20 protein-coding genes are annotated in these 26996 nt (G+C 70.2%); 9 read left to right on the forward strand and 11 right to left on the reverse strand.

The window, feature by feature from the left end; genetic code table 11:
* Positions 1-26: 26 nt before the first annotated feature.
* The 3 genes from B2284_RS00335 to pdxH all read right to left on the reverse strand — a co-directional run bounded on the left by B2284_RS00335 (position 27) and on the right by pdxH (position 3673).
* Positions 27-734: an iron-dependent transcriptional repressor DtxR gene (locus B2284_RS00335; protein WP_040014453.1), complete on the reverse strand. Its 708-nt coding sequence runs from the start codon at positions 732-734 to the stop codon at positions 27-29.
* A gap of 412 nt (positions 735-1146) precedes the next feature.
* A complete protein-coding gene (locus B2284_RS00340) occupies positions 1147-2748 on the reverse strand; it encodes a serine hydrolase domain-containing protein (protein WP_006944440.1) in 1602 nt (533 codons plus the stop codon).
* Between the two features lie 247 nt (positions 2749-2995).
* A complete protein-coding gene (pdxH, locus tag B2284_RS00345; protein ID WP_038571517.1) occupies positions 2996-3673 on the reverse strand; it encodes a pyridoxamine 5'-phosphate oxidase in 678 nt (225 codons plus the stop codon).
* 551 nt (positions 3674-4224) lie between these two features.
* On the opposite strand from pdxH, the gene serC reads away from it, so the two are divergent.
* Positions 4225-5379 (forward strand): phosphoserine transaminase, encoded by a 1155-nt coding sequence (serC, locus tag B2284_RS00350; RefSeq protein WP_006944995.1) that lies wholly within the window; start codon positions 4225-4227, stop codon positions 5377-5379.
* 42 nt (positions 5380-5421) lie between these two features.
* Complete coding sequence (gene pepN / locus B2284_RS00355; RefSeq protein ID WP_074045647.1) at positions 5422-7995, forward strand: aminopeptidase N; 2574 nt, start codon at positions 5422-5424, stop codon at positions 7993-7995.
* A 107-nt stretch (positions 7996-8102) separates the two neighbouring features.
* Here pepN and B2284_RS00360 read toward each other — a convergent pair whose 3' ends face one another.
* Together B2284_RS00360 and B2284_RS00365 are read right to left on the reverse strand one after the other, a co-directional pair.
* Positions 8103-9344, reverse strand: coding sequence for an MFS transporter (locus tag B2284_RS00360; RefSeq protein WP_074045648.1), 1242 nt, complete (start codon positions 9342-9344; stop codon positions 8103-8105).
* Positions 9345-9438: 94 nt separating this feature from the next.
* Complete coding sequence (locus B2284_RS00365; RefSeq protein ID WP_074045649.1) at positions 9439-10116, reverse strand: hypothetical protein; 678 nt, start codon at positions 10114-10116, stop codon at positions 9439-9441.
* 110 nt (positions 10117-10226) lie between these two features.
* Here B2284_RS00365 and B2284_RS00370 point away from each other — a divergent pair, with 110 nt between their 5' ends.
* The 4 genes from B2284_RS00370 to B2284_RS00385 all read left to right on the forward strand — a co-directional run bounded on the left by B2284_RS00370 (position 10227) and on the right by B2284_RS00385 (position 16243).
* Positions 10227-10931 carry a response regulator transcription factor gene (locus B2284_RS00370; protein WP_074045650.1) on the forward strand — a complete coding sequence of 235 codons (705 nt, stop codon included), beginning with the start codon at positions 10227-10229 and terminating at the stop codon, positions 10929-10931.
* A gap of 107 nt (positions 10932-11038) precedes the next feature.
* The gene (locus tag B2284_RS00375) at positions 11039-12502 is read left to right on the forward strand and encodes a sensor histidine kinase (protein WP_074045651.1); all 1464 of its coding nucleotides are present in this window, start codon (positions 11039-11041) and stop codon (positions 12500-12502) included.
* A 94-nt stretch (positions 12503-12596) separates the two neighbouring features.
* A complete protein-coding gene (locus B2284_RS00380; protein WP_235006210.1) occupies positions 12597-14057 on the forward strand; it encodes a S1C family serine protease in 1461 nt (486 codons plus the stop codon).
* 71 nt (positions 14058-14128) lie between these two features.
* The gene (locus B2284_RS00385; protein WP_074045652.1) at positions 14129-16243 is read left to right on the forward strand and encodes a HelD family protein; all 2115 of its coding nucleotides are present in this window, start codon (positions 14129-14131) and stop codon (positions 16241-16243) included.
* A 12-nt stretch (positions 16244-16255) separates the two neighbouring features.
* Here the strand turns inward: B2284_RS00385 and B2284_RS00390 are convergent, their stop codons facing one another.
* Together B2284_RS00390 and B2284_RS00395 are read right to left on the reverse strand one after the other, a co-directional pair.
* On the reverse strand, positions 16256-18799 hold the full coding sequence (locus tag B2284_RS00390; RefSeq protein WP_136788825.1) for an ABC transporter permease: 2544 nt from the start codon (positions 18797-18799) through the stop codon (positions 16256-16258).
* A 1-nt stretch (position 18800) separates the two neighbouring features.
* Positions 18801-19547 carry an ABC transporter ATP-binding protein gene (locus tag B2284_RS00395; protein WP_170957280.1) on the reverse strand — a complete coding sequence of 249 codons (747 nt, stop codon included), beginning with the start codon at positions 19545-19547 and terminating at the stop codon, positions 18801-18803.
* 181 nt (positions 19548-19728) lie between these two features.
* Between B2284_RS00395 and B2284_RS00400 the strand changes: the two genes are divergently transcribed.
* The gene (locus B2284_RS00400; protein ID WP_006943722.1) at positions 19729-20025 is read left to right on the forward strand and encodes a WXG100 family type VII secretion target; all 297 of its coding nucleotides are present in this window, start codon (positions 19729-19731) and stop codon (positions 20023-20025) included.
* A gap of 53 nt (positions 20026-20078) precedes the next feature.
* Here B2284_RS00400 and B2284_RS00405 read toward each other — a convergent pair whose 3' ends face one another.
* The 4 genes from B2284_RS00405 to B2284_RS00420 all read right to left on the reverse strand — a co-directional run bounded on the left by B2284_RS00405 (position 20079) and on the right by B2284_RS00420 (position 25361).
* Positions 20079-22223 carry an NADPH-dependent 2,4-dienoyl-CoA reductase gene (locus tag B2284_RS00405; protein WP_136788824.1) on the reverse strand — a complete coding sequence of 715 codons (2145 nt, stop codon included), beginning with the start codon at positions 22221-22223 and terminating at the stop codon, positions 20079-20081.
* Positions 22220-22951, reverse strand: coding sequence for a PadR family transcriptional regulator (locus B2284_RS00410; RefSeq protein WP_136788823.1), 732 nt, complete (start codon positions 22949-22951; stop codon positions 22220-22222). The genes B2284_RS00405 and B2284_RS00410 overlap by 4 nt, the downstream gene beginning before the upstream one ends.
* Before the next feature lie 181 nt (positions 22952-23132).
* Positions 23133-24770, reverse strand: coding sequence for a chaperonin GroEL (groL, locus tag B2284_RS00415; RefSeq protein ID WP_006943711.1), 1638 nt, complete (start codon positions 24768-24770; stop codon positions 23133-23135).
* A gap of 312 nt (positions 24771-25082) precedes the next feature.
* Positions 25083-25361, reverse strand: a complete 279-nt coding sequence (locus tag B2284_RS00420) for a DUF3263 domain-containing protein (RefSeq protein ID WP_006943707.1) — start codon at positions 25359-25361, stop codon at positions 25083-25085.
* A gap of 80 nt (positions 25362-25441) precedes the next feature.
* Between B2284_RS00420 and B2284_RS00425 the strand changes: the two genes are divergently transcribed.
* Positions 25442-26116, forward strand: a complete 675-nt coding sequence (locus B2284_RS00425) for a uracil-DNA glycosylase (RefSeq protein ID WP_006943720.1) — start codon at positions 25442-25444, stop codon at positions 26114-26116.
* Complete coding sequence (locus B2284_RS00430) at positions 26113-26988, forward strand: SGNH/GDSL hydrolase family protein (protein ID WP_006943716.1); 876 nt, start codon at positions 26113-26115, stop codon at positions 26986-26988. The genes B2284_RS00425 and B2284_RS00430 overlap by 4 nt, the downstream gene beginning before the upstream one ends.
* Positions 26989-26996: the final 8 nt, after the last annotated feature.

The raw sequence follows: 26996 nt of genomic DNA on the forward strand, positions 1-26996 counted from the left end.
GCTCGTGATGAACATCACATGCAACCTCAGGCCTGCTGACCCGTCACGGACACGAATACGTGCGAGGCGATGTCCTCGGGCAGCGACACGGCGTCGTCAGGCCGATCGGCGACGGCCGCGTGGACGCGGTCGCCGTCAGCACGCACGTCGAGGGCCACCCCGGGGCTCAGCCCGACGCTCGTCAGCACCGCGAGAGACTCGGCGTCCGCTTGCGCGGGCTCGCCGATGCGGCGCACCACCACGCGCAGCGACTCGCTGCCGGCCACCTCGACGAGCGACTGCACGCCGTCACGGAAACCCTCCGGCGCCTCGCCCCAGCCGAGCTCGTCCAGCCCGGGAATCGGGTTGCCGTACGGGGACAGGCCCTTGTCGACGATGAGCTCGAGGATCTTGCGCTCGACGCGCTCGCTCATGACGTGCTCCCACCGGCACGCCTCGTCGTGGACGTACTCGAGCTCGAGGCCGATGACGTCGACGAGCAACCGCTCCGCGAGGCGATGCTTGCGCATGACGCGAGTCGCGAGCAGGCGCCCCTCGGGTGTCAGTTCGATGCGCCGGGAGTTCGCGACGTGGAGCAGACCGTCGCGCTCCATGCGCGCGACCGTCTGCGACACCGTGGGCCCGGAGTGGCCGAGGCGCTCCGCGATGCGGGCGCGCAACGGGGGGATGCCCTCTTCTTCGAGGTCATAGATGGTGCGCAGATACATCTCGGTGGTGTCGATCAGGTCAGTCACGACGACAAGAGTGCCACCTCCGGCGCCGCCGCGCACGGGTGCTCGCGATACCGGCGTCGGTGGGGCGAGGCTCGGAGCATCAGTCGCGCGAACGGATCGCCTCGAGCGGACCGCCGGAATGAGCAGGCGCGACGGGCAGTGCCTCGGAGGTGTTCGTCAGAGCGATGTTCGTCAAGGGAGCGACGTCGGCAGGGGTGAGGCCGGGCGAGCCGCGAAGGCAAGGGGGCCGAAAGAGAAGAACCCGAGGCGCGCGCTCACGAAGAGCGCTGCGGCCTCGGGGTGAAGCGCAGCCGCCAGGGGGGAGGGAGTGCGGCGCGCTTCGTGACGAGACGCTACACCCGCTCCCCCCATCATTGAAAGTTAAATCGGGAAGCCAGGGCTGTGAAGATGCTGTGAGCTTCGCAACGCGCTGTCAGAGCCATTCGCCGAACGCGGCCGGCTCGCGCGTGAAGCGGTATGTGGCCCAGTTGAGTTGGGTGACGGAACCGTCGGCGTCGCGGGTGATGACGAGCCATTCGCCGCGCTCGCGACCCGCGACGGTGCGGTAGCGGTCTTCGTCGACGCGCTCGAAGACGGCCGGCGCCTTCCACTCGGGCAACCCCTCGACGCGAGCCTTGAGCGTGCCGCCCTCGACGACGAACGTGAACTGCGTCCCCTCCGAGAACCACACCCCGAGCAGCGGGACGAACTCCGGGGGCACGGTGATCCCGGGCGTCCAGGCTGCGGGCAGCTCGGGTTCGCGCTCCTGGACGGCGCTCGCGAGGTCCGTGGCGAGGGCCGCGGGATCGGGGGTGTGCGTCGCGTTCATGAGAGCGACGCCCGTCGTCGCGCTCTCGCGGTGCGTGAAGACGCCGGTGATCGCGCCCGGCCAACCGCCGGTGTGGCCGACCCAGATGCGATCGTCACGGCGCAGCAGCATGAACCCGAGACCCCATGCGGCGCCCCAGCGATCGACGTCGGCGACGATCTGCGGCTGACACATCTCCTCGAGCGTGTCGGCGGAGAGGATCGCGGGGTCGGGGTTCGCGACGAAACCTCCCCAACGCGCCATGTCGCGCACACTCGAGACCATGCCCGCGGCCGGCGCGATGGCGCGCGAGTCGAAGACGGGTTCGTCGACGGGGACGTCGCTGTACGGCGGCACGAAATAGGTGCCCGCAGCATGCGGATCGGTGTCGACGCCGCCCGGGTGGCCGAGAGTTGTCGACGTCATGCCGAGTGGGTCGAGGAGCCGACGCTGCACGCTAGCGAACCAGTCGCCACCGTCGAGACGATTGATCATCTCGCCGAGCAGCGCGTACCCGAGGTTCGAGTAGTGGAAACGCGTGTGAGCGGGCAAGACGCGTTCGCTGTGGGCGAGGCTCGCGAGGAACTCGTCGCGACCCGGCATGACGAGCGTGTCGAACACGTCGCCGACGGCCTCGCGCTGGATGCCGGAGCTGTGCGACATGAACTGACGCGGCGTCATGCGCGCTAGCGGCGAATCGGCGGTAATGGTGTCAATGATGTCGCGGGCCGGAGCGTCGATGTCGAGCTTGCCCTCGTCGCGCAGGGCCATGATCGTCACCGCCACGAACGTCTTCGTGTTCGACGCGATCTGGAAGCGCGTGTTCTCGTCGGGCGCAGTCTGCCCGACGCGCTCCGCGCCGACGTTCTGGCCGAGGTGCGCCGCCCCGAAACCGTTGTGCCACAGCAGCGTCCCGCGTCGCGCCACCCCGGCGGCGAGGCCCGGCACGCGACCCGAGCGCTGAGCGTCGAGGGCGATGCGGTCGAGAGCCGTCGTCGTCTCGCGCGACAACCGCGTCGCCGTCGAGGGTTCGACGCGCCCGTCCACCTGAGAGACGCCGGACGTGGCAGCACGATCAGCCTGCACGTCCCGCGCGGCCGACGTCATCGCGGCAGCGTCAGCCTGGGAGTCGAGCGTCGCGGTAGCTCCTTCGTCCTGCGCGTCGAGTGCTGCCAGGGCACGATCGGTCGACGGGTCGTGGGGTGTCGGCGTGGACGAGTCAGTCATACCTCCACGCTAGGTGGTGACGCCGTCCGCTCCGGTTTTGCGGGCCGGCGAATCAGCGACGGCAGATTCGCGGGCGGCCTCGAGACGCATCACTGCCACGCGTCGCCGCCCCGCCTCGCCATGCCGGCGACGCCCCACTCGTATCCATCGGCGATTTTCGTCCACATTCGCGAATCTCGCCCCATCTGCGAACGGCGTCCACCCCGGCGAATCGCGTCCCCATCTGCGATTTGCACACGTCGACGGCTCAGGGCCAGCGACGTTCGATGCGCCAGGCTGACGGGTCGTCGAGGTCGCCGTCGCCGACGCGCACGTAGACGAGGCGGTCGTGCAGCCGGGAACGGCGCCCCGCCCAGAACTCGATCTCGTCGCAGTTGATGCGGTAGCCGCCCCAGAAGTCGGGCAGGGGGACGTCGTCGGCGCCGCCGGTGTCGGGGTAACGGGCCGTCATCTCGGCGTTGGCGGTCTCGAGCTCGGCGCGGCTCGTCAGCGGCCGCGACTGCTTCGACACCCACGCCCCGACGCGCGAACCATACGGGCGCGAGTCGAAGTAGGCGCGCACGACGTCACGAGGCAGCTCGACGGCGCTACCGGTGAAGCGGATCGCGCGAAACATCAGCGGCCACGTGAGCGCCCCGGCGATCTGGTCGTTCTCGGCGATGTCACGGCCCTTGGCCGATTCGAGGTTCGTGTAGAAACCGGGGCCGTCGGCCCCGAGGTAGCGCATGAGGACGGTCCGCACGTGCGGCGCGCCGGCGGCGTCGGCCGTCGCGATGCTGATGGCCTCTGGCTCGGGCACGTCGCCTTGGGCATTCTGGCGTTCGCGTGCTTCGCGCACCCACGCCTCGATCAGCTCGAGCGGCGCCGCGGGCAACTGCGACTCGTCGAGACCTTCACCGTCGTAATCCATGCGCACCTCGGTCATGCCCCCATCTTGCCCGCCCGGGCCGCTGCGCAGGGCGCCGGGGCGCAATCTGCGTCGGGACGAGCGGACAGGCCCGGTTCCGGAGGCACTCAGCGACGATTCTCGGCGCCTCCGCCGTGACGGTTCTCGCGGCTGCACGGCTTGGCGCTTGGTTGGCGGTCACACTGACGTTTTCTGCCGGGCACGTCGGGCAGGTGATGACCTGACGGGTCACAACCTGTCGGAGCGTGGGCGCTCGGTCTGCGCACCTCGGGACGAGGGCGCGTATCGCCTTTGACACCCTCCCGACGCGTCGACGGGCGCCGCCACCGGTCGCGCACTGGCCCGTCATGATCAACACGCCCGGCCAGCCTGTCTGGTCAGGACGAGCACCAGCGGGTGCGCAACCCCGCGCCCGCGCGGGACGGGCCCGCGCGGGACGGGCCCGCGCGGGACGGCCCCGTCGACTCGCCATTTCGGCCGCGCCCAGCCCACGATCCGCCCTGCGGAAACGGTACCCGCCATGCGAAACGGGCGGCGCGGGCTGCAGCGCCCGTCCTAGAGTCGACAACGTGACTGACGCGAAGAGCAATGACGCGAAGAGCCCCGCCATCGTCATCCCCGACGCTCTCAAGCCGAGCGACGGACGCTTCGGTGCCGGCCCGAGCAAGATCCGCCCCGACGCACTCGCAGCGCTCGCCGCTGCAGGCGAGGGTGCAACTCCGCTGCTCGGCACGTCACACCGTCAGGCGCCGGTGAAGAACCTCGTACGCGAGGTGCAAGAGGGCCTCGCGCAGATGTACGACCTGCCTGACGGCTACGAGACGGTGATGGGTCTCGGCGGGTCGAACGCGTTCTGGGACGTGGCCGCGTTCAGCCTGATCGAACACCGCCAGCAGAACCTCGTCTTCGGCGAGTTCACCGCCAAGTTCGCGACGTCCGCGACGGCGCCGTTCCTCGAGGCGCCCGACATTGTCGAAGCCCCGGCGGGCAGCGTCGCCGAGGCGCAGCCGAAGCCCGGCATCGACACTTACGCGTGGGCGCACAACGAGACGTCGACAGGCGCGATGGCGCCCGTCACGCGCCCGGCAAACACCGACGACGACACGCTCGTCCTCATCGACGGCACGTCCGCCGCGGGCGGCCTGCCCGTCGACCTGACCGAGTGCGACGTCTACTACTTCGCGCCGCAGAAATCGTTCGCGAGCGACGGGGGCCTGTGGTTCGCGTTCATGTCCCCCGCCGCGATCGAGCGGGTCGCGCGCATCAAGGCGTCGGGCCGCTGGATCCCACCGTTCCTCGACCTCGACGCCGCCATCACGAACAGCCGTCAGGCGCAGACGTACAACACGCCGGCGCTCGCGACGTACGTCCTCATGAAGGCGCAACTCGACTGGTTCAACGCGAACGGCGGCCTCGACTTCGCCGTCGAACGTACCCGCGCCTCATCGAAGGCCCTCTACACGTGGGCGGACGCGCACCCGCACGCGACACCGTTCGTCACTGACCCGGCGCACCGCTCCCTCGTCGTCGGCACGATCGACTTCGACGACGCCATCGACGCGGCGGCGATCGCGGCGACGCTGCGCGCCAACGGCATCGTCGACGTCGAGCCCTACCGGAAGCTGGGACGCAATCAGCTGCGCGTCGGCATGTACCCTGCCGTGGAACCCACCGATGTGGCGGCGCTCACCCACTGCATCGACCACGTCATCGAACGGCTCTGACGCCACCGTCACCTCAGGCCGCTCCAACGAAAGGCCCACCGCGTGCCCCTCGCTCACAACCTCACTCGCGAAACCGCCCAGCACCGTTCTCGCACAGTGACATTGAGCGACCAATCCATTCACCTGGATCTGACGGGCGCGCCGACGGAGGCCGCGACGTTCACCTCGACGTCGACACTGCGCCTCACCTGCACCGAAGGTGCGGTGTCGATCGACCTCGTCGCCGATGCCGCCCCATGCGTTCTGCTCGACGGCGTCGAACTCGACGCGAACGCCACGAGCTTCGAGGATTCTCTCGTCACCGTCCGCGGCCTGACGCCGGGGCGCGAGCACGTCGTCACCGTCATCGCCGAGTGCCACTACAGCCACACCGGCGAAGGCCTGCACCGCTTCCGCGACCCGCAGGACGGCGAGACGTACCTGTTCACCCACTTCGAACCGACCGACGCCCGCCGCGTCTTCGCCTGCTTCGACCAGCCCGACCTCAAGACACACTTCGCGATCAGCGTCACCGCCCCGTCGCACTGGCTCGTGCGCAGCAACGGCGCACCCGAGAGCGCCGAACCGGCCGCCGCGAGCGACGAGACGCACGGCAACACCACCACCGACCTCACCCTCACGACGTTCACCCCGACGATGCCGCAGTCGACGTACATCGTCTGCGTCATCGCGGGCCCATACGCGCTGGTCGAGGACGAGGCGGCGCTGAGCGACGGACGCCGCGTGCCGCTGTCGATCATGTGCCGCCCGGCGATGCGCGCGAGCCTGCCCAGCGCGGACATGCTGCGCTGGACGAAGGCCGGGCTGCCGTGGTGCGAGCGCAAGTTCGGCTGCAGCTACCCCTGGGGCACCTACGACCAGATCTTCGTGCCCGAGTACAACATCGGCGCGATGGAGAACCCGGGCCTCGTCACGTTCAACGAGAACTACCTCAAGCGCGGCGACGCGACCCGCAGCGAACGCGAAGCGCTCGCCACGACGCTGCTGCACGAGATGGCGCACATGTGGTTCGGCGACCTCGTCACGATGCCGTGGTGGGACGACCTGTGGCTCAAGGAATCGTTCGCCGACTTCATCGGCGCGCAGGCCGCGTCCGAAGTCACCGAGTTCGACGACGCGTGGGCCACGTTCGGGCTGGGCCGCAAGGCGTGGGCGTACTCCGCCGACCAGCTGCCGACGACGCACCCCATCGTCGCCGACATCCCCGACGTCGAAGCCGCGCGCGCCAACTTCGACGGCATCACCTACGCGAAGGGCGCCTCCGTGCTGCGCCAGCTCGTCGCGTACGCCGGTGAGGACGCGTTCTACGAGGGCGCGGCGCTGTACTTCGAACGTCACGCCTTCACGAACGCGACCCTCGACGACTTCCTCGACGCCCTCGGCGAGGCGAGCGGACGCGACATGACGGCGTGGGCGCAGGCCTGGCTGCAGACGTCGGGCCCCGACACGCTCGAGGTGGCCGGCGGCGTCATCACGCGCCGCGGCGACCGCACGCGCCCGCACCGCTTCCACGCCACCGCATTCGACGTCGAGGCGCCCGACGCCTCCGAAGCCGCCGCCTGGCACGCCACCGGCGAGGCGTGGCTCGACCTCGAAGGCGAGAGCGACACGCTCGAGCTGCCGGGCGAATTGCGTGGCGCGGTCGTCCTCGTCGACGACGAGGACTGGACGTACGCGAAGATCGCGCCGAGCACCGAGACGCTCGAGCTGTTCGCGACGCAGCTCTGCCACCTCGCCTCGGCGACGCATCGCGCCACGGCGTGGGGGCAGCTGTGGCAGGCCACGCGTGATGCGCGCCTGCCCGCCGAGACGTTCGTGCGCGCCACACTGACCCAGCTCGCGGCCGAACCGTCGGCGACGATCGTCGACGGCGCGGGACGGTTCGCGATCGCCGCGATCACGTCCTACCTGCCCGACGCCGCCTCGCGCGCCGACTGGGCGCAGGCGTTCTGGCGTGTCGCGATCGACCGGGCCGACGCGTCGACGGGCACCGATCTTCCGGGCGTGTGGCGCCGACTGGCCCTCCTCGTCGCGGCCCTCGCCCCGAGCGTCGACGATGAACTGCGCGCCCTGCTCGACGCGCACACCCCGTTCGAGCCCGGCCAGGACGAGCGTTGGAGCGTCCTCACCTCACTCGCGGCGCACACCCGTGACGACGACGCCCGTCGCGACGTCGACGCCCGCCTCGCAGATGAACGCACGCGCGACACGACGCAGCGCGGTGCAGCCCAGGCGCTCGGCGCGACGGCAGCTCTCGGCCTCGACGACACCAAGCAGGCCGCGTGGCAGCGCGTCGACGACGCGTCGCTGACGAACGAGCAGGTCGCCGCGCTCGTCGCCGGGTTCACCCACCCCGCGAGCGTCGAGCTGGCCGGCGCGTACGCCGACAGCTACCTCGATCACCTCGAGACGTGGTGGCGCGAGCGCAGCCAGGTCATCGCCTCACGCCTCGTGCGCGGCCTGTTCGACACCCAGCCGAACACCGAAGCCGCAGAAGCCTGGCTCGCCTCGCATCCCGACGCGCCGGGGGCACTGCGTCGGATCGTCGTCGAGGAGGTCGACCAGCTGCAGCGTCGCCGCCGCGCGCAGGCCGTCAGCGACGGCTCGCGCCCCTGAGCCACATACCCGAAGGGCCGGGCCTCAGTTCGCGAGCTGCGCCACGAGCGGCACGAGCACGAACGCGGCGAGGGCGATGATGACGATGAGTCGGCGGGTCTTCGGGGTCATGTCGCCGATTCTCTCACCGCGAGATGGGTGGGCCGCATCGCGATGACGTCGCGCGCCGCGTAGTGCCGCACCCGCATCAGGGCGAGGCCGGCGACGAGCGTCGCGACGCCGACCGCGACGCTGCCGACGGCGATCGTCGCGCGGGCGCCGAAGGTGTTGCCGATCCACCCGATGAGCGGCGCGCCGACGGGCGTGCCGCCCATGAGGATCGCCATGTAGAGCGCCATGACGCGCCCGCGCAGCTGCGGGTCGACGGAGAGCTGGACGCTCGCGTTCGCCGTCGTCAACGCCGTCAGCGCACACAACCCGACGGGCACGAGGAACGCGCCGAACAGCCACACGTTCGGCGCCATCGCGGCGAGTGCGGAGAACACCGTGAACCCGGCGAGCGCCGCGAGCAGCAGCCGCAGTGACGGCGACTTGCGCCGGGCCGCGAGCAGCGCCGCGGCCAGCGACCCCACCGCCATCACCGACGAGATGATGCCGTAGGCGCGCGCGTCGGCGTGGAAGACGCTCGTCGCCATGAGCGCCGTCGTGATCTGGAAGTTCATGCCGAACGTGCCGAGCACGAACACGAGACCCATGATGAGCTGCAGGTCGCGCCGCCGACTCACGTAGGCGAAACCTTCGCGCACCCCGCCGCGGCCACGCCGTCGGGGCGCCGGCCGTAGTTCTCGCGGATTCATCGCGAGCAGCGCGGCGAGGACGGCGACGAACGACGCCGCGTTGAGCACCATCGCCCAGCCTGTGCCGATGCCCGCGATGAGCAGACCCGCGACGCCGGGGCCGATGAGGCGCGCCGCGTTGAACGACGCCGAGTTGAGACCGACGGCGTTCGTCAGGTGCCCCTCGGGCACGAGTTCGGAGACGAACGCCTGACGCGTCGGGTTGTCGAGGGCCGTCGCGATGCCCTGCACGAGGGCGATGCCGAAGACGCTCGCGAGCGTCGCCGAGCCCGTCAGCAGCAGCCCCGCGAGCACGAGCGACGTCACCGCGAGCGCGCTCTGGCTCAGCATGAGCAGACGCCGCTTGGGGTAGGCGTCCGCGAGGGATCCGGCGAACGGGGCGAGAAGGACGACGGGCGCGAACTGCGTCGCGGTGATCGCGCCGAGCGCGGCGGCGTCGTGGTGCGTCAATTCGGTGAGAACGACCCAGTCCTGCGTCACGCGCCCGATCCACGTGCCGACGTTCGACACGAGCGCGCCGCTCGCGTAGAGGCGATAGTTGCGGATGGACAACGAGGCGAAGGTGGGGCTCGTGGTGACTCCTCAGGACGACATGGCTGACGGCAGTCTCGTCAACACCTGCCCCGTCCGGAATATTCCTTTTCGATCATTCTTCGGAGTCGGTCGCGCCGCCGTCGAGCACGTCCTCCTCGCGCACGCCGTTCTCCAGCACGTCGTCCCTGAGCCGCAGCCCGGACGTCGCGAGCGAGAGGTCGGCGAGCTTGCGCGTCGCGTCGGGGTCGTCGTCCTGCCAGGCGCGGGCGACGTCGTCGTCGATGGCGGCGAGCGCACGGGGCGAGGCGCTTGTCAGCGCTTCGAGCGCGAGCAAGCGGCGTCCGCCCGGCATGGAACGCAGGCGGGCGAGGCGCCCCGCGGTGACGGCGTAGCGCAGGCGCGTCAGCAGCCACGGCACGAGCGCGAGGACGATCGGCAGCGCCGCCGTCAGGACCCCGAGCAGGACGGCGAAGCGGCCCAGCCCCGTCGCGAGGTCGTGCCCCGAGCCGGCCATGTCCGTCGCGGTTCCGGCGGCCTTGTCGAACGGGGTGCGCACCTCGGAACCGACGAACGGGACCTTCGCGACGGCATTTGCCGCGTCCGTCATGTCGAGCGCCAGGCTGGAGCTGCCGTGCTCGAGCTTCTGCGCGCCGCTCTGCGCCACGAGCGCCCGGTCGTGGACGACGGTGCCCGCCCAGATCGCGAGGACGCACCACAGCGCGAGGGCCACGTCGGCCACGATCTGACGGGTGCGGCGCGAACCGCGATCGGCGTAGAACTTGAGCCCCATGACGTGTCTTCTCTCCATCAGGATCGGGTGCGTGCCGCTGCGTGCCGTCCCATCGTAGGGGTCACCTTCTCCAGCCGACTTCCAGCGAACGTCCAGTCGGGCGGGCGAGAATGACAGGCATGAGCACGCCCGAAGCACGCATCCTCATCGTCGAGGACGACACCAACATCCGCGAACTGCTCGCCACGAGCATGAAGTTCGCTGGTTTCGACGTCTCCGTCGCCGGCACCGGGAGCGAAGGGCTCACCCTCGCCGCGACGCGGGAGTTCGACCTCGCCGTGCTCGACGTCATGCTTCCCGACATGGACGGCTTCGCCGTCACGAGCCGCCTGCGCGAGGGCGGACGCGAACTCCCGATCGTCTTCCTCACCGCGCGCGACTCCGTCGACGACACCGTCAAGGGCCTCACCGTCGGCGGCGACGACTACATCACGAAGCCGTTCAGCCTCGAAGAGGTCGTCGCGCGCATCCGCGCCGTCCTTCGCCGCACGAAGGCCGACGACTCGGACGGCCCCACCGTCACCGTCGGCGACCTCGAGCTCGACGACGACAGCCACGAGGTGCGCCGCGCGGGCCGCGTCATCGACGTCTCCCCCACCGAGTTCAAGCTGCTGCGCTACCTCATGCTCAACGCCGGTCGCGTCGTGAGCAAGGCCCAGATCCTCGACCACGTGTGGGACTACGACTTCCGCGGTGAGGCCGGCATCGTCGAGTCGTACATCTCCTACCTGCGCCGCAAGATCGACGTCGACGGTCTCGAACCGCTCATCCACACCAAGCGCGGCGTCGGATACGTGTTGCGCGAACCGCGCTGACGTAGGCGATCCCCCTGGTCTCCCCCGACGGCTACACGCTGCGCCAGCAGTACCTGCGACTGCGGCGCGGCGTCCACCGCTGGCCGCTGCGCGCCCGCATCGTCGCCGTGCTCGCCGGCCTGCTCGGCGCAGCGATGTTCGTCGTCGGCACTGCCGGGTCCTGGCAGCTGCAGAGCTACCTCGTCCAACGAGAGGACGCCGACCTCGTCGCCGCCGCGCCCACCCTCGTCGCCTCGACGATCCAGCAACAGGCCGAGCACGCGCGCGTGACGAGCGCCGTGCCCGTCAACGTGTACGCCGTCCGCATCGTCGGCGCGCAGGAGACGAACGACTTCGTCCCCGCCACGGGGCCCCGCCCCGACTTCCCCGACGTGACGAAGGCCAGCGCCATCGCGCACGGCGGGCACCCCTACACCGTCCATTCGCAGGGCGAGAGCACCGTGTCGTGGCGCGTCGTCGAAGGCATCGACGAGACCACCGGCGAGCCGTACGCCGTCGCCGTCAGCATGGCGAACGTCGACACCGTCGTGCGACGCATGCAGGTGCTCACCATCGGCGTCAGCGCAATCGCACTGCTGTTCGCGACGCTCGCGGCGCTGTGGGCGGTGCGGCGGGCGATGCGACCACTACGAGCCATCGAGGACACCGCCGCCGCCATCGCCGCGGGCGACCTGACACGCCGCGTCCCCAACCCCGACTCCGCCGACGAGATGGAGAGCCTTGCGCGCTCGCTCAACGTCATGCTCAGCCAGGTCGAACGCTCGATGGAGATCAAGGACCGCAGCGAGGAGAGCATGCGCTCCTTCGTCGCAGACGCCTCGCACGAGCTGCGCACTCCCCTCGCCACCGTCCGCGGCTACGCCGAGCTGTACCGTCAGGGCGCGGTGAGCGACCCCGACGACGTCGCCGCCGCCTTCCGCCGCATCGAGGACGAGGCGAAACGCATGAGCGCCATGGTCGATGACCTGCTCCTGCTCTCTCGCCTCGAGACGGAGCAGCGCGCCGCGACGATCGGGGCCACCGCGCCCGGCACGCCGCGACGCCACCACGACGTCGACCTCACCGTCATCGCCGCGGACGCCGTGAGCGACGCAGAGGCCCGCGGGGACGGCGAGCGCCGCTTCGCACTGCACGGGCTCGGCGGCGGCCTGGGCCCCGTCATCATCAGCGCAGACGAGCAGCGCCTGCGCCAGGTGATGACGAACCTCGTGAGCAACGCCGAACGCTACGCTCCGGGCACCGAACCCATCGAGGTAGGCGTCGGTGCGGTCGACGGGCGCGCCGTCGTCGAGGTCGCCGACCACGGCCCCGGCATCCCCGCCGACATGCGTGGCCGCATCTTCGAACGCTTCTACCGTGCCGACGTCGCCCGCAACCGCGCGAGCGGCAGCACCGGCCTCGGCCTGTCGATCGTCGCCGCGATCGTCGCCGCCCACGACGGTGAGGTGAGCGTGCGCGAAACCCCCGGCGGGGGCGCGACGTTCGTCGTCAGTCTGCCGCTCGCCGCGCCGGATTCACAGGCGCAGCACAGCTCGCATCACGTTGCCGACGAGACTGATGACGTCGAATAGCCTCGACTGACTACTCTCGTGACCCGAGAGGCCCCCTCAGCGCATCGACCGACGCAGCCCGCGTCAGCGCCGATCCGAGACCAGGAGCAGTGCCATGACCGAGACGCCCGACAGCGCCCCGAACCCCGACGAGCGACCGGACGGCGCCCGCCGTCACCAGCTGCCGGGCCAGGCTCCACGCCCTGACGACACGCAGGTGATCCGCTCCGAACCGGCCCGCCTCGACGCCCCGCCCGCCGGTGCGATGCCGGCGTCCGCCCCCGCGCCGACGTCCGGGCCTCAGCCCGGTTATCAACAGCCCTGGGCACAGCCGGGGTACGGGCAGCCGAGCCACGCGCAGCCTGTCCAGCAACAGCCGGGATACGAGCAGCCGGGCGCGGCGTACGGCGTCGGCTCGCAGCCTGCCGGTGGCGGGCGTTCGGGACGCGGCGGGCGCGGTCTCGCGCAGATCGGTGCGGCCTCGCTCCTCGCGGCGGCCCTCGCGTCCGCCGGGACGTACGCCGTCGTCCAGCGCGACGACACCGGCGCCGTCTCGGGCGGCGGCAACTCGACGGTCATCAAGGCCGATCCGGCCGACTTCGCCGACGCCGGCGCGATCAACTGGTCGGCGACGGCCGCGAAGGTCAACCCGAGCGTCGTCTCGATCGACGTCAGCTCCGGCTCCAGCGGCGGCGAGGGCTCCGGCGTCGTGCTCGACAAGAGCGGCAACATCGTGACGAACAACCACGTCGTCAGCGGCGCCGGGTCGAACGCGACCGTCACCGTCACGCTCAACAACAACCGCACCTACCCAGCGAGCGTCGTCGGCACCGACCCGTCCACCGACCTCGCCGTCATCCGCATCAAGGACGTCCCGGACCTGCACCCCGTCGAGATGGCCGACGACAGCAAGCTCGTCGTCGGTCAGCCCGTCATGGCTGTCGGCAACCCCCTCGGCCTCGCCGGCACCGTGACGACGGGCATCGTCTCCGCCCTCGACCGGCCGGTGACGACGAGCGAGAGCGACTCCGACAGCTCCTCGACGTCGACCTCGACCGTCGTGACGAACGCGATCCAGACGAGCGCCGCGATCAACCCGGGCAACTCGGGTGGCGCGCTCGTCAACGGCAGCGGCAAGCTGATCGGCATCAACTCCTCGATCGCGTCGCTGTCGAACGGCGCCTCGGGCGGCCAGAGCGGCAACATCGGCATCGGCTTCGCCATCCCGAGCAACGTCGTGAAGAACATCTCGGGCCAGCTCATCGCCAAGGGCAAGGCCGAGCACGCGCTGCTCGGCATCGGCACGTCGCCGACGGAGGTCAAGAGCGGCAACGCGACGCTGACGGCGGCGAAGGTCGCGTCCGTCGCCCCCGGCAGCGGCGCCGCCAAGGCGGGGCTGCGCAAGGACGACGCGATCACCGCGATCGACGGCGAACCCGTCACCTCGCCCAACGCGCTCGTCGGTCAGGTGCGCTCGCGTACCGTCGGCAGCGCCGTCAAGCTGACGATCATCCGCGACGGTCGCCAGCAGGAGGTCTCGGTGACGCTGGGAGCTCAGTCCGACGTCAAGAATTGAGCGCTCCCCGCAACGGGTGCCAGGCGTAGAGTGAGGGATTCTGCCTCCACTGCCCCCGAAGGTGGTTCGCCATGCCCGCTCCCGTGCTCGAGCCTGCGCTCGACCCCGTCCTCGACCACGAACGCGCGCACCTCGCCGCCGCACGCGCCCAACTCGCGCGCATGCGCGATTCGGCCGCCTCGCTCGACGCGTCGCGGGCCAGCGACGCCGTCAGCAGCGAGGCGCTCGGGGCGACGCTCGCCCGCCGCGTCGCGGCGCTGACCGACGACCCGTCGACGACGCTCTTCTTCGGCCGCATCGACTGGCGCGACCCGGCCGCGGGTGACGCCGCGCGCCTCGAGGAGCTCTACGTCGGGCGCCGCCACGTCTCCGACGAGGCGGGCGACCCGCTCGTCATCGACTGGCGGGCGCCCGTGTCGACGGCGTTCTACCGCGCCTCCCCTGCCGAACCGATGGGCGTGTCGCTGCGGCGGCGCTTCGGCGTCGAACGCGGCGAGCTGACGGCGTACGAGGACGAGCGTCTCGATGCTCCTGGGGGCACCGACGAGTCGGGCGCCGACGATCGGGCGGGCAGCGACATCCTCGCCGCCGAGATCGAACGCCCCCGCTCGGGCCCGATGCGCGACATCGTCTCGACGATCCAGCCCGAGCAGGACGCGCTCGTGCGCGCCGACGTCGCGACCACCGTCTGCATCCAGGGCGCGCCCGGCACCGGCAAGACCGCTGTCGGCCTGCACCGCGCGGCGTGGCTGCTGTACTCGTTCCGTGCCCGCCTCGATCGCGCCGGCGTCCTCGTCGTCGGCCCCAACGCGGCGTTCCTCGACCACATCTCCGCGGTGCTGCCGTCGCTCGGCGAGGCGCGCGTCGCGCACGCGACGATCGAGACGCTCCTCGACGGCAGCTACCGCGACGACACCCCGAAGAACCGACGCTGGCTCGTGCGCGGCGCGGACGAGGCGCAGGTCGCCGTCCTCAAGGGCGATGCGCGGTGGGCCGGCATCATCCACCGCGCGGTGTGGGCCCACGTCGGGCACCCCGACGAGGCGCTCGTCGTCCCCCGTGGCGCGCGACGCTGGCGGGTGCCCGCGTACGAGGTGGCCGAGATCGTCGCCGAACTCCGTTCGCGCGGCGTGCGATACGAGGCCGCGCGGGCGATGATGGCGCAGCGCCTCGCGCACAGCGTCATGCTGCAGCTCGAGGCCGCGGGCGACTCCCCCGACGATCGCGTCCAGGATTCCATCGCCCGCAGCGCGCCGGTGAAGGCGTACGTCAAGGCCCTGTGGCCGCAGCTCGACGCCGCCGGCGTCGTCCACCGCCTCCTGTCGGACGCCGACTTCCTGCACGAGTGCGCCGACGGCGACCTCGACCCGCACGAGGAAGCGAGCGCGGTGTGGGAGAAGCCGCCGCGCACCAAGGGGTCCGCCAAGTGGTCGCCGGCCGACCTCGCGCTGCTCGACGAGGCCGCCGACTGCATCGAACGCACGACCAGCCTCGGGCACGTCATCGTCGACGAGGCGCAGGACCTGTCGGCGATGCAGCTGCGCGGCGTCGGGCGCCGCTGCTCGACGGGCTCGGCGACGGTGCTCGGTGACGTCGCGCAGGCGACGACGCCGTGGGCACCGGGGTCATGGACTGCGACGATGACACACCTCGGCAAGAGCGACTTCCACCTCGAGGAGCTGCTGCAGGGCTTTCGCGTGCCCGCTGCCGTCATCGAATACGCCGCGCAGCTGCTGCCCGTCATCGCGCCCGGCCTCGCCGCACCGCAGTCCGTGCGCAGCAACCGCGGCGAACTCGACCTCGTCGAGACTGGCCCCGACGCGCTCGCGGCCGCCGTCACGGATGCGGTGCGCCATGCGACGACGACGCCCGGGTCGGTCGGCGTCATCGCCGTCCCCGGCGCGCTCGACGACATCGCGGAGGCACTGACACACGCCGGCATCGGCTTCGGGCGCCTCGGCGCGGATCACGGTGACGACGCCGACCATCAGATCGAGCTCGTGCCCGCGCAGGTCGCCAAGGGCCTCGAGTTCGACCGTGTCATCGTCGTCGAACCCGCCGACATCGCGGACGCCGAACCCGATGAGGCGACCGGCCTGCGGCGTCTCTACGTCGTGCTGACGCGCGCCGTCAGCGCCCTGAGTGTCGTCCACGCGCGCCCGATCCCGGCGCCGCTGACGTCGTGAGAGCGCACCCGATCATGGCGCGCTGATCGCGGCGAGAACGTTGAGTTTCGCGGCGCGCCGTGCCGGCCACCAGGCGGCGAGGACGCCGACGAGGGCAGCGAGCAGGAGGAAGAGCGCGAGCCGCAGCCACGGGATGACGAGCACGTCGACGCCCGAGTTCGCCTGCGTGCGCTGGAACAACACCCCGAAGATCGTGCCGAGCACGACACCGATGACGGCGCCGACGAGCGAGATCGTCACCGCCTCGAGGCGCACCATGGAGCGCAACTGCGAGCGGGCGAGGCCGACGGCGCGCAGCAGGCCGATCTCGCGGGTGCGTTCGATGACGGACAACGCGAGCGTGTTGATGATGCCGAGCACCGCGATGACGATGGCGAGACCGAGCAGGCCGTAGATGAGCACCAGCATCGTGTCGATCGGGGCTCGCTGCTCGGCGGCGTAGCCGGCTTGATCCTTGACCGTGACGGTCGGCAGATCGGCGACGACCGAGTCGAGCCCCTTCTTGACGTTCGCCGCATCCGCGCCGGGTCGGCGCAGCACGTAGAGGGTGTTGTCCTTCGTCGAGCCGCCCACCGTCTCGAACGTCGGCATGCTGACGACGTAGTCCGCCGCGCGCGGGCTCGCGTCACGGTCGAAGATGCCGATGACGGTGAGGCGCTTGACGTTCGCCCTGCCGATCGTCAGGCGCGTCACGTCTCCGACCGTGATGCCGTACGCCTTCGCCTTCTCCGACGAGATGAGCACGGAGCGATCGTCGAGGGCGTCCTTGCCGGAGTTGAGTTCGACGGGTGCGACCTGACGGAACGTGGCGGCGTCGACGCCTTCGATCGTCGCGGGCGCATCGTTGAACGTGCCGTCACCGAGACGCAGGCGCGAGACGGTCTGTACGCCGTCGACGCTGCGCATCCGCGTCGCGATGGAGGCGGAGATCGGCTCGGAGAACTGCCCGCTGACGACGTAGTCGCCGCGGAAGTTCTTCGCGATGAGCGCATCGACGCTGCCCGAGGCGGACGCGCCGAACACCGTCATCATCGACACGAGCGCCATGCCGATCATGAGGGCCGACGCGGTCGCCGCGGTGCGGCGCGGGTTGCGCAGGCTGTTCTCGGCCGCGAGCTGTGCGACGATTCCCGAGCGCGGGCGCGCCACGGCGGCGATCGCACGCACGACGGGACGCGCGAGCACCGGCGTCGCCGAGATCGTGCCGAACAGCATGAGCACCATGCCTGCGACGAACACCCAGATCGAGGTGTCGGCCGCGAGCTTCCAGGCGGCCAGGGCTGCACCGACGACGAAGACGAGGGCGCCGACGACGGCGCGGCGGCGCACCGTCTGCTCGGGTTCGACCTGGTCGTCGCGCATCGCCGCGATCGGTGAGATGCGCGAGGCTCGCCGCGCCGGCAGCCAGGCGGCGAGCGCCGTCACGCCGAGCCCGACGAGCAGCGACACCGCCACTGTGCGCGGTTCGAGGACGAGCCCACCGGTGTCGATGTCGGCGCCCAGCGCTGAGAGCAGCGCCGAGATGCCCTTCGCAAGCAGCACGCCGACCCCGATGCCGACGAGTGAACCCACGAGGCCGACGACGAGCGCTTCGACGAGCACGCTGGCGAGGACCTGGCGTGACGACGCGCCGAGTGCCCGCAGGAGCGCGAGTTCGCGGCTGCGTTGCGCGACGAGGATGCCGAAGGTGTTGACGATGAGGAACGAGCCGACGAGCAGCGCGACGCCCGCGAACACGAGCAGGAACGTCGTGATGAACGACAGCGCCTTCTTGATGCCGCTCGCGGCCTCGTCGGAGGCCTGCTTGCCGGTGACCGCCTCGAAACCCTTCGGCACGAACGGTTTGATCTGCTCGACGACGGTGCTCTGCGACACCCCGGGGCGCGCCTGGACCCACAACGAGGTGTAGGCGTCCTTGCCGTCGAGGAACAACTGCTGCGCAGTCTTCGTGTCGACGACCGCGAGCGTCGAGCCCACCATCGAGCCGTTCGCGTAGCTCGCGTACCCGACGAGCCGGCCGGACCAGCGCGGCGTCTGGCCCGAAGTCAGGATGCTGACGGTGTCGCCCAGGTGGTAGCCGCCGCGTTCGGCTGTCTTCGCATCGAGCGCGATCTCCCTCGCCGACGTCGGTGCCCGCCCCTGCGTGATGTGCAGCCCGGGCACGCCGTCGGCGGCGCGTGCGTCGTGGTAGTTCACCCCGAACGCGGGCGCCCCCTGGCCGCCGATGACCTTGCCGTTCTTCGCGAGGACGGTGGCGCTCATCGACGAGACGACGCCGTCGACCTGCGCGACGCCCTTGGCCGAGCGCGCCTTGGCGAGGACGTCGGGGCCGATCGTGCGCGTGTCGCCGCCGCGCGAGTGCTGCGAGGCGTCCTGGGTGGCACGCACGGTGGCGTCGCCGACGGTGCCGTTCATGATGCCGCTGAACGCGCGGTTGAGGGAGTCGGTGAACATGAGCGAGCCGGCGACGAACGCGACGCCGAGCACGATCGCGAACGTGCTCATGAGCAGGCGCAGCTTGCGCGCCCAGACGGCCTTGAGCGAGGTGGTGAGCACGTCAGCGCCTCGCGGCGGCGTCGAACGCCTTCATGCGATCGAGGACGCGCTCGGACGTCGGCTCACGCATCTCGTCGACGACGCGTCCGTCCGCGAGGAAGACGACGCGGTCGGTGAAGCCCGCGGCGACGGGGTCGTGCGTCACCATGACGATGGTCTGGCCGAGTCGGTCGACGCTGCGGCGCAGGAACGACAGCACCTCTTCGCCCGAGCGGGAGTCGAGGTTGCCGGTCGGTTCGTCCGCGAAGATGATGTCGGGCTGCGTGACGAGCGCCCGGGCGCACGCGACGCGCTGCTGCTGGCCGCCGGACAGCTGGCTCGGACGGTGCCCGAGCCGTTCGCGCAGGCCGACGGCATCGATGACGTCGTCGAACAGCTCTTGATCGACCTTTCTGCCCGCGATCGAGGCGGGCAGCATGATGTTCTCGCGCGCCGTCAGCGTCGGCACGAGGTTGAACGATTGGAAGATGAAGCCGATGTGGTCGCGCCGCAGCCGCGTGAGGCGCTTGTCGTCGAGGGAGCTGACCTCGACGTCACCGATGAACACCCGCCCCGACGTCGGCGTCTCCAGCGCCGCGAGGCAGTGCATGAGCGTCGACTTGCCCGAGCCGCTCGGGCCCATGACGGCGGTGAACTCCCCTTCGAACAGCTCGAGGCTCACCCCGTCGAGGGCGAGCACCCGGGCGTCATCCTCGCCGTAGGCCATCGTCAGGCCGTCGGCCTCGGCTGCCACCACACGCTTCGTCATGATGCCAAGGTAGCTGTCCACTCCGACAACCGTCCCCCGGGCCGCGAGACAGGCTCGTTCATCCACAGCTGTGACGGCTGCGTGGCTCTGTGGACGGCCCGAAGCACGGGTGGGCGCCGTCGGCCTACCGTCGGAGGCAAGCGCCACGGGAGCAGCCCGCGCGCCCCACGAAAGGCACATCATGGCATCGCAGTACACCGTCGACTCCGACGCGATCTCCGCTCACGGCACCGACACCGCGACGCTCGTCACCGACCTCGAGACGTCTCTGACGAACCTCAACACGAAGCTGACGACGCTGCAGACGCAGTGGAAGGGTTCGGCGCAGACGAACTTCACCTCGCTCATGACGACGTGGAACACCGACATGAACAAGCTGAAGTCGACGCTCGACACGATCAGCTCGACGCTGCACCTCACGAGCAGCGAGTACTCGACGGCGGAGGACAACAACGTGCGCCGCTGGGTCACCGCCTGAGCGCGGCACCTGCCGGCCGTCGGGCCCGACGACGTGTCGGGCCCGACGGTTCGTCACAGCGCCGCGGCGAGCTCCGTGGCCTGCTTGATGGCGCGCTTCGCGTCGAGCTCTGCGGCGACGTCGGCACCGCCGATGACGGTGACCTTCGCCGGGTCGAGACCGAACGTGTCGGCCACCGACTCCTGACCCGCGCAGATGACGACGGTGTCGACGTCGAGCACGCGCTTGGTCGGCTCCTGGCCCTCGAACTTCGCCTTCGCTTCGGCGGGGACGCTCGCGTACTTCGCGTCGAGGGCCTTGAGCTGCGGCACCATCGTCAGGGGCAGGCCCGTCTTCTTCGACGCCTTCGTCAGCGGCCCGACGGCGCGCGGCGGCGTGGGCGTGATCGTCAGGTGCAGGCCGGCGTCGTCGACCTTGTCGTAGGTGGCGCCGCCGATGAACTCGACCTTCGAGTCCTTGAGCGTCTGGCGGTGCACCCAGCCGCTCGTCTTGCCCAGGCCCTTGCCGAGCGCGGTGTGCTTGCGCTGCACGAGGTAGACCTGGCGGCGCGGCTCCTCCGTGACCTTCTCGACGATGTTGCCGGGCACGTTCTCCGACTCGGTGACGCCCCAGCGCTCCATCCAGTGCTTGAGGTTCTCGTGCGGCTCGTGCAGCAGGTACTCGCTGACGTCGAAGCCGATGCCACCGGCACCGACGACGGCGACGCGCTCACCGGCGACCTTCTCACCGCGCAACAACTCGTCGTACATGACGACCTTCGCGTGGTCAATGCCCTCGATGGCGGGGCGACGCGGCGTCACGCCCGTGGCGAGGACGACGTGGTCGTAACCGTCGAGCGTTTCGGCGTCGGCACGTGTCGAGAGGCGGACGTCGACCTTCAACTCGTCCAGCCGCGTCATGAAGTAGCGCAGCGTCTCGGCGAACTCCTCCTTGCCGGGGATGTTCATCGCGAGACGGAACTGGCCGCCGAGGTGGTCGCGTGCCTCGAAGAGGGTGACGTCGTGGCCGCGCTCGGCGAGGTTCGTCGCGGCGGCGAGCCCGGCGGGGCCCGCGCCGACGACGGCGACGCGCTTGGCGCGCGGCTTCGGCACGGGCAGCAGGACGAGCTCGCCCTCGCGTCCGGCCTGCGGGTTGACGAGGCAGCTCACCTTCTTGCCGCTGAACGTGTGGTCGAGGCACGCCTGGTTGCACGCGATGCACGTGTTGATCAGGTCGGCGCGGCCCGCCTGCGCCTTCTTGACGAAGTCGGGGTCCGCGAGCAGCGGACGCGCCATCGAGACCATGTCCGCGAGACCGTCCGCGATGATCTGCTCGCCCACCTCGGGGGTGTTGATGCGGTTGCTCGCGATGACGGGGATGTCGACCTCGGCGCGCAGCTTGCCCGTCGCCCACGCGAACGCGGCGCGCGGCACCGACGTCACGATCGTCGGGATGCGCGCCTCGTGCCAGCCGATGCCGGAGTTGAACATCGACACGTCACCCTGCAGGTGCTGCGCGAGCGTCGCGATCTCCTCGAACGTCTGGGAGTTGTCGACGAGGTCGGCCACGGAGATGCGGTACAGGACGAGGAAGTCGTCGCCGGCGGCATCGCGGACGGCGCGCGCGATCTCGCGCGGCAGCGTCATGCGCTTCTCGGCGGAGCCACCGAAACGGTCGGTCCGGTCGTTCGTGCGGGCGGCGAGGAACTGGTTGATGAGGTAGCCCTCGGAGCCCATGATCTCGACGCCGTCGTAGCCGGCCTCCTTCGCGAGGCGCGCCGAGTTCGCGTAGTCGCGGATCGTCTTCTCGACGTCCTTCGTGCTCATCGCGCGCGTGCCGAACGGCGTGATCGGCGACTTCTTGTTCGACGCGCTCTTGCTCCAGGGCGTGTAGCCGTAGCGGCCCGCGTGCAGGATTTGCATGACGATGCGCCCGTCGTGCTCGTGGACGGCGTCGGTGACGAGCTTGTGCCGCCCGAGCTGCCGCTTCGCCGTCAGCATTGAACCCATCGGCCCGAGCTGGCCGGTGATGTTAGGCGCGAAACCACCCGTCACCATGAGCGCGACGCCGCCCTCCGCACGTGCCGCGAAGTAGCGCGCGAGCTGCGGGAAGTCCTTAGCCTTGTCCTCGAAGCCGGTGTGCATCGAGCCCATCATGACGCGGTTCTTCAGCGTGATGCCGCCGACGTCGAGGGGGCTGAGCAGGTGCTCGTAACTCATCGTGTTCTCCCGGGTGCTGGGGTGCGTTCGTTGTCGTGCGGTCTGTCTTTCACGCCATGCGGTCTGTCGTCCACGGCGACGCTCGCCGCGAGGTTCCCGTCGACGTCCACGTTCAGGTTTCCGTCCTCATCACCGTCCTCACCCCTGCGTGCAGGGGCACCCGGATGCACTTGCACGCAGGGGGTGGGCAGCGTCTCGCCGCTCAGCAGCGCCACCATCTCGTCGCACCACTCGAGCATGGCGCGTTCGGTGCGGATTCCCCCGCGCAGGACGGCGTAGGTCGGACGCTCCTCGTCGCTGAGGGATGACGGATCGGGGTAGTGCCTCGCGCAGTTGGCCTCGAAGTAGGCGAGCTGGGCGGCGTGCTCGTCGCGATGACGGCGGATGTCGGCGACGACGGCGTCTGCGTCGCCGAAGCGCATGCCGCGCACCTTGACGGCGAACTCGGAGCGCAGCGTCTCGCTCGGGGTGGGTGTGCGCGTCCACGCGAGTAGTTCCGCACGACCGGCCGGGGCGATCGTGTAGACGCGACGGTCGGGGCGACCCTCGCCCGCCTCGGTGCGGACCTCGACGAGGCCTTCGTCCGCCATCTTGGCGAGGACGCGGTAGATCTGCTGGTGCGTCGCGCTCCAGAAGAACCCGAGCGAACGGTCGAAGCGCCGCGTCAGGTCATACCCGCTCGCCTCGCGCTCGGCGAGGGACACGAGCAACGCATGCTGCAACGACATGCACTTAGTTTCATATGCGCAGATGCGCATGTCAACCGCCTCGATGTTGCCCCGCGATTCGAGGCGCGGCGCCCCGAATCCCGGGCAACATCGCGAGAGGAAGTGCTCCCTGGACGACAAAAGGCTGACGCCCGCCCGAGCATTCACTCAGGCGGGCGTCAGCCCGTGGAGGCGCGCTTTCTCAGAAGCCCATACCGCCCATGCCACCGTCCATGCCCGCCGCAGCGTCAGCGCCGGCGTTCTTCTCCGGCTTGTCAGCGATGACGGCCTCGGTCGTGAGGAACAGCGCCGCGATGGACGCAGCGTTCTCCAGCGCCGAACGCGTCACCTTCGCCGGGTCGATGATGCCCGAGGCGATCATGTCGACGTACTCACCGCTCGCAGCGTTCAGACCCTGACCGGCGGGAAGCGAGCGCACCTTCTCGACGATGACGCCCGGCTCGAGGCCCGCGTTCGTCGAGATCTGCTTGAGCGGAGCCTCGGCAGCGACGCGAACGATGTTCGCACCCGTCGCCTCGTCGCCCTCGAGAGCGGAGAAGGCCGACTCGGCGTCCTTCGTCGCCTGGATGAGCGCGACGCCACCACCGGCAACGATGCCCTCCTCGACGGCTGCCTTCGCGTTGCGCACAGCGTCCTCGATGCGGTGCTTGCGCTCCTTGAGCTCGACCTCCGTCGCGGCACCCGCCTTGATGACGGCGACGCCGCCGGCGAGCTTCGCGAGGCGCTCCTGCAGCTTCTCGCGGTCGTAGTCGGAGTCGGAGTTCTCGATCTCGGCGCGGATCTGCGCCACGCGGCCCTTGATCTGCTCGTCGTCGCCAGCACCTTCGACGATCGTCGTCTCATCCTTCGTCACGACGATCTTGCGGGCGCGGCCGAGCATGTCGAGCTCGGTCGACTCGAGCTTGAGGCCGACCTCCTCGGAGACGACCTGGCCGCCCGTGAGGATAGCGATGTCACCGAGCATCGCCTTGCGGCGGTCGCCGAAGCCGGGAGCCTTGACGGCGACGGCCTTGAACGTGCCGCGGATCTTGTTGACGACGAGCGTCGACAGGGCCTCGCCCTCGACGTCCTCGGCGATGATCGCGAGGGGCTTGCCGGACTGCATGACCTTCTCCAGGACGGGCAGCAGGTCCTTGATGTTCGAGATCTTCGAGTTGACGATGAGGATGTACGGGTCGTCGAGGACGGCCTCCATGCGCTCGGTGTCGGTGACGAAGTAGCCCGAGATGTAGCCCTTGTCGAAGCGCATGCCCTCGGTCAGCTCGAGGTCGAGGCCGAACGTGTTCGACTCCTCGACCGTGATGACGCCTTCCTTGCCGACCTTGTCCATCGCCTCGGCGATGAGCTCACCGATCTGCGGGTCAGCGGCGGAGATGGACGCGGTCGCAGCGATCTGCTCCTTCGTCTCGATCTCCTGGGCGTGCTCGAGCAGCTGCTTGCTGACGGCGTCGACGGCCGTCTGGATGCCGCGCTTCAGCGCCATCGGGTTCGCGCCGGCCGCGACGTTGCGCAGACCCTCGCGCACCATCGCCTGGGCGAGGACGGTGGCCGTCGTCGTGCCGTCACCGGCGACGTCGTCGGTCTTCTTCGCAACTTCCTTGACGAGCTCGGCGCCGATCTTCTCGTACGGGTCCTCGAGCTCGATCTCCTTGGCGATCGAGACACCGTCGTTGGTGATCGTGGGGGCGCCCCACTTCTTCTCCAGCACGACGTTGCGGCCCTTGGGGCCGAGGGTCACCTTCACGGCGTCGGCGAGCGTGTTCATGCCGCGCTCGAGGCCGCGACGGGCCTCCTCGTCGAAAGCAATGGTCTTGGCCATGGCTGTGGTTCCTCCACGTGACGTTCGGATCGACCACATCAGCGCCCGCGACGGACGGGCCCGATCACGCGCCGGTCATGTCGGCGCGCCCCGAACCCTCACTGCTGCAGTCAGGCTTTTGTCACTCTCACGATCAGAGTGCTAACCCCATGATTAGCACTCGCCCCCACCGAGTGCAAACCCTCCGCGCACGCACCCGCGTGTTGTTCGCTCATAGCGGCACCCCGACGTCTGTCGTGCGGCTGCCAAGATGGGCTGCGGCGCCACGAGAGCGGCGACATGCGGGGACGTGGCGGCGCGCTGAGCCGCGGTTCAGACGGTGCGTCGACGCCCCGCGCGGCGTCGCTGGATCCGCTTGACGAGCAACGGATCCGCGGCGAGCGCCGCCTCGGTGTCGGCGAGCTTGTTGAGCTGCTGGTAGTACTGCGTGCTCGTCAGCCCGAAGCGCTCCTTGATCGCCGCTTCCTTGGCGCCGGGCAGCTTCCACCACTCGCGTTCGAAGGCGAGCATCGCACGGTCGCGCTCGCTCAGCCCGGGCGCGTCGGCGTCACCGGGCACGTGGGCACCCGCGGGGGTCTCGATCATGGCCATCCGCTCAGGATACGAGGCCGCCCGGCCCGTTCCAACCGCGCTCGGGGCGGGTTGTCAGACCCGCGCGATAGGTTGGACACATGCCTCGTCCGTACGACGAACTCGTCCACCCGAGCTGGGTCGAACCCCTCGCGCCCGCCGCCGAGCACATCGCCGCCGCGGGGGCGTTCCTGCGTGACGAGGTGGCCGCGGGGCGCGGCTACCTGCCTGCGGGCGACGCCGTGCTGCGCGCGTTCACGCAGCCGTTCGACGAGGTGCGCGTCCTCGTCGTCGGCCAGGATCCGTACCCGACGCCCGGGCACCCGATCGGCCTGAGCTTCGCCGTCGCACCCGACGTGCGGCCCATCCCCCGCAGCCTCGCGAACATCTACACCGAACTGCACGACGACCTCGATATCACCCCACCCGAGCACGGTGACCTGTCGGCGTGGACCGATCAGGGGGTGCTGCTGCTCAACCGCGTCCTGACGGTGCAGCCCGGCAAGCCGGCGAGCCATCGCGGCAAGGGCTGGGAGCACGTCACCGCGACGGCGATCAACGCGCTCGTCGAGCGCGAGCAGCCCCTCGTCGCCATCCTGTGGGGGCGCGACGCGCGCTCACTCGCGCCGCACCTCGGCGACACGCCGACCGTCGAGTCGGCCCACCCCTCACCGTTGTCGGCCCGCGGCGGCTTCTTCGGCAGCAAGCCGTTCAGCCGCACCAACGCCCTGCTCGAAGAACTCGGCACGCACACGATCGATTGGCGCATCCCGTGACAGACACGACCCCCGACACCCGTACCGCCGAAGAGGCGCCCGCGGCCCGCAGCGGCCACGAGCGGACGTGGCGGCGCTACGTCGCCATCGGTGACTCCTTCACCGAGGGCATGAGCGACCCCGACCCGCGTCAGGACGACGCCTACCTCGGCTGGGCCGACCGGCTCGCCGTCGACCTCGCTCAGGTCGCCGACGGCGCGGGGCACGCATTTGAGTACGCGAACCTCGCGATCCGGGGCAAGCTGCTCGCCGACGTCGTCGGCCCGCAGCTCGACGCCGCGCTCGCGATGCAGCCCGACCTCGTCAGCATGGTCGGCGGCGGCAACAACATCATGCGCCCGAACGTCGACCTCGACGACGTTGCCGATCAGCTCGAGGCCGCCGTCGTCCGCCTCAAGGACGCCGGAGCCGACGTCATGCTCGCGACGATGGTCAACCCCACGGGTTCGAAGATCATGACCCGCTTGCGACCGCGCATCAGCTGGCACATCGCGAACCTGTGGGGCATCGCGCAGCGACACGACTGCTACGTGCTCGACGTGTGGGGCATGCGTGCACTGCGGGACATGCGCATGTGGGGTGCCGACCGCCTGCACCTGTCCCCCGAGGGCCACCGCCGTGTCGCGCAGCAGGCGGCGTGGACGCTGGGCCTGCCGACCGAGGGCGACTGGCTCGACCTGCTCCCGCCGCTCGAACCGAAGCCAGCCCGTCAGCGCCTGGCGGAGAACGCCGAGTGGTCGAAGGAATACTTCGGCCCGTGGATCGAACGCCGCCTGCGCGGCACGAGCTCGGGTGACGGGCGTGAGGCGAAACGCCCCCACCCGATGCCGATCGACCCGAGCGTCGCCGCCGAGCTGTTCCGACGGGCCTGACCACCCCG

The sequence above is a fragment of the Dermacoccus sp. UBA1591 genome, assembly GCF_002322065.1.
In the GTDB taxonomy this organism is placed as follows: Bacteria; Actinomycetota; Actinomycetes; order Actinomycetales; family Dermatophilaceae; genus Dermacoccus; species Dermacoccus nishinomiyaensis.

Excerpts from the sequence above, each read along its gene's own strand:
- B2284_RS00340 (WP_006944440.1), bottom strand. The coding sequence starts at position 2,748 with ATGACTGACTCGTCCACGCCGACACCCCACGACCCGTCGACCGATCGT.
- pdxH (WP_038571517.1), bottom strand. The coding sequence starts at position 3,673 with ATGACCGAGGTGCGCATGGATTACGACGGTGAAGGTCTCGACGAGTCG.
- B2284_RS00365 (WP_074045649.1), bottom strand. The coding sequence starts at position 10,116 with ATGGGGCTCAAGTTCTACGCCGATCGCGGTTCGCGCCGCACCCGTCAG.
- B2284_RS00370 (WP_074045650.1), top strand. The coding sequence starts at position 10,227 with ATGACAGGCATGAGCACGCCCGAAGCACGCATCCTCATCGTCGAGGAC.
- B2284_RS00380 (WP_235006210.1), top strand. The coding sequence starts at position 12,597 with ATGACCGAGACGCCCGACAGCGCCCCGAACCCCGACGAGCGACCGGAC.
- B2284_RS00385 (WP_074045652.1), top strand. The coding sequence starts at position 14,129 with ATGCCCGCTCCCGTGCTCGAGCCTGCGCTCGACCCCGTCCTCGACCAC.
- B2284_RS00395 (WP_170957280.1), bottom strand. The coding sequence starts at position 19,547 with ATGACGAAGCGTGTGGTGGCAGCCGAGGCCGACGGCCTGACGATGGCC.
- B2284_RS00400 (WP_006943722.1), top strand. The coding sequence starts at position 19,729 with ATGGCATCGCAGTACACCGTCGACTCCGACGCGATCTCCGCTCACGGC.
- B2284_RS00405 (WP_136788824.1), bottom strand. The coding sequence starts at position 22,223 with ATGAGTTACGAGCACCTGCTCAGCCCCCTCGACGTCGGCGGCATCACG.
- B2284_RS00410 (WP_136788823.1), bottom strand. The coding sequence starts at position 22,951 with ATGTCGTTGCAGCATGCGTTGCTCGTGTCCCTCGCCGAGCGCGAGGCG.
- groL (WP_006943711.1), bottom strand. The coding sequence starts at position 24,770 with ATGGCCAAGACCATTGCTTTCGACGAGGAGGCCCGTCGCGGCCTCGAG.
- B2284_RS00420 (WP_006943707.1), bottom strand. The coding sequence starts at position 25,361 with ATGGCCATGATCGAGACCCCCGCGGGTGCCCACGTGCCCGGTGACGCC.
- B2284_RS00425 (WP_006943720.1), top strand. The coding sequence starts at position 25,442 with ATGCCTCGTCCGTACGACGAACTCGTCCACCCGAGCTGGGTCGAACCC.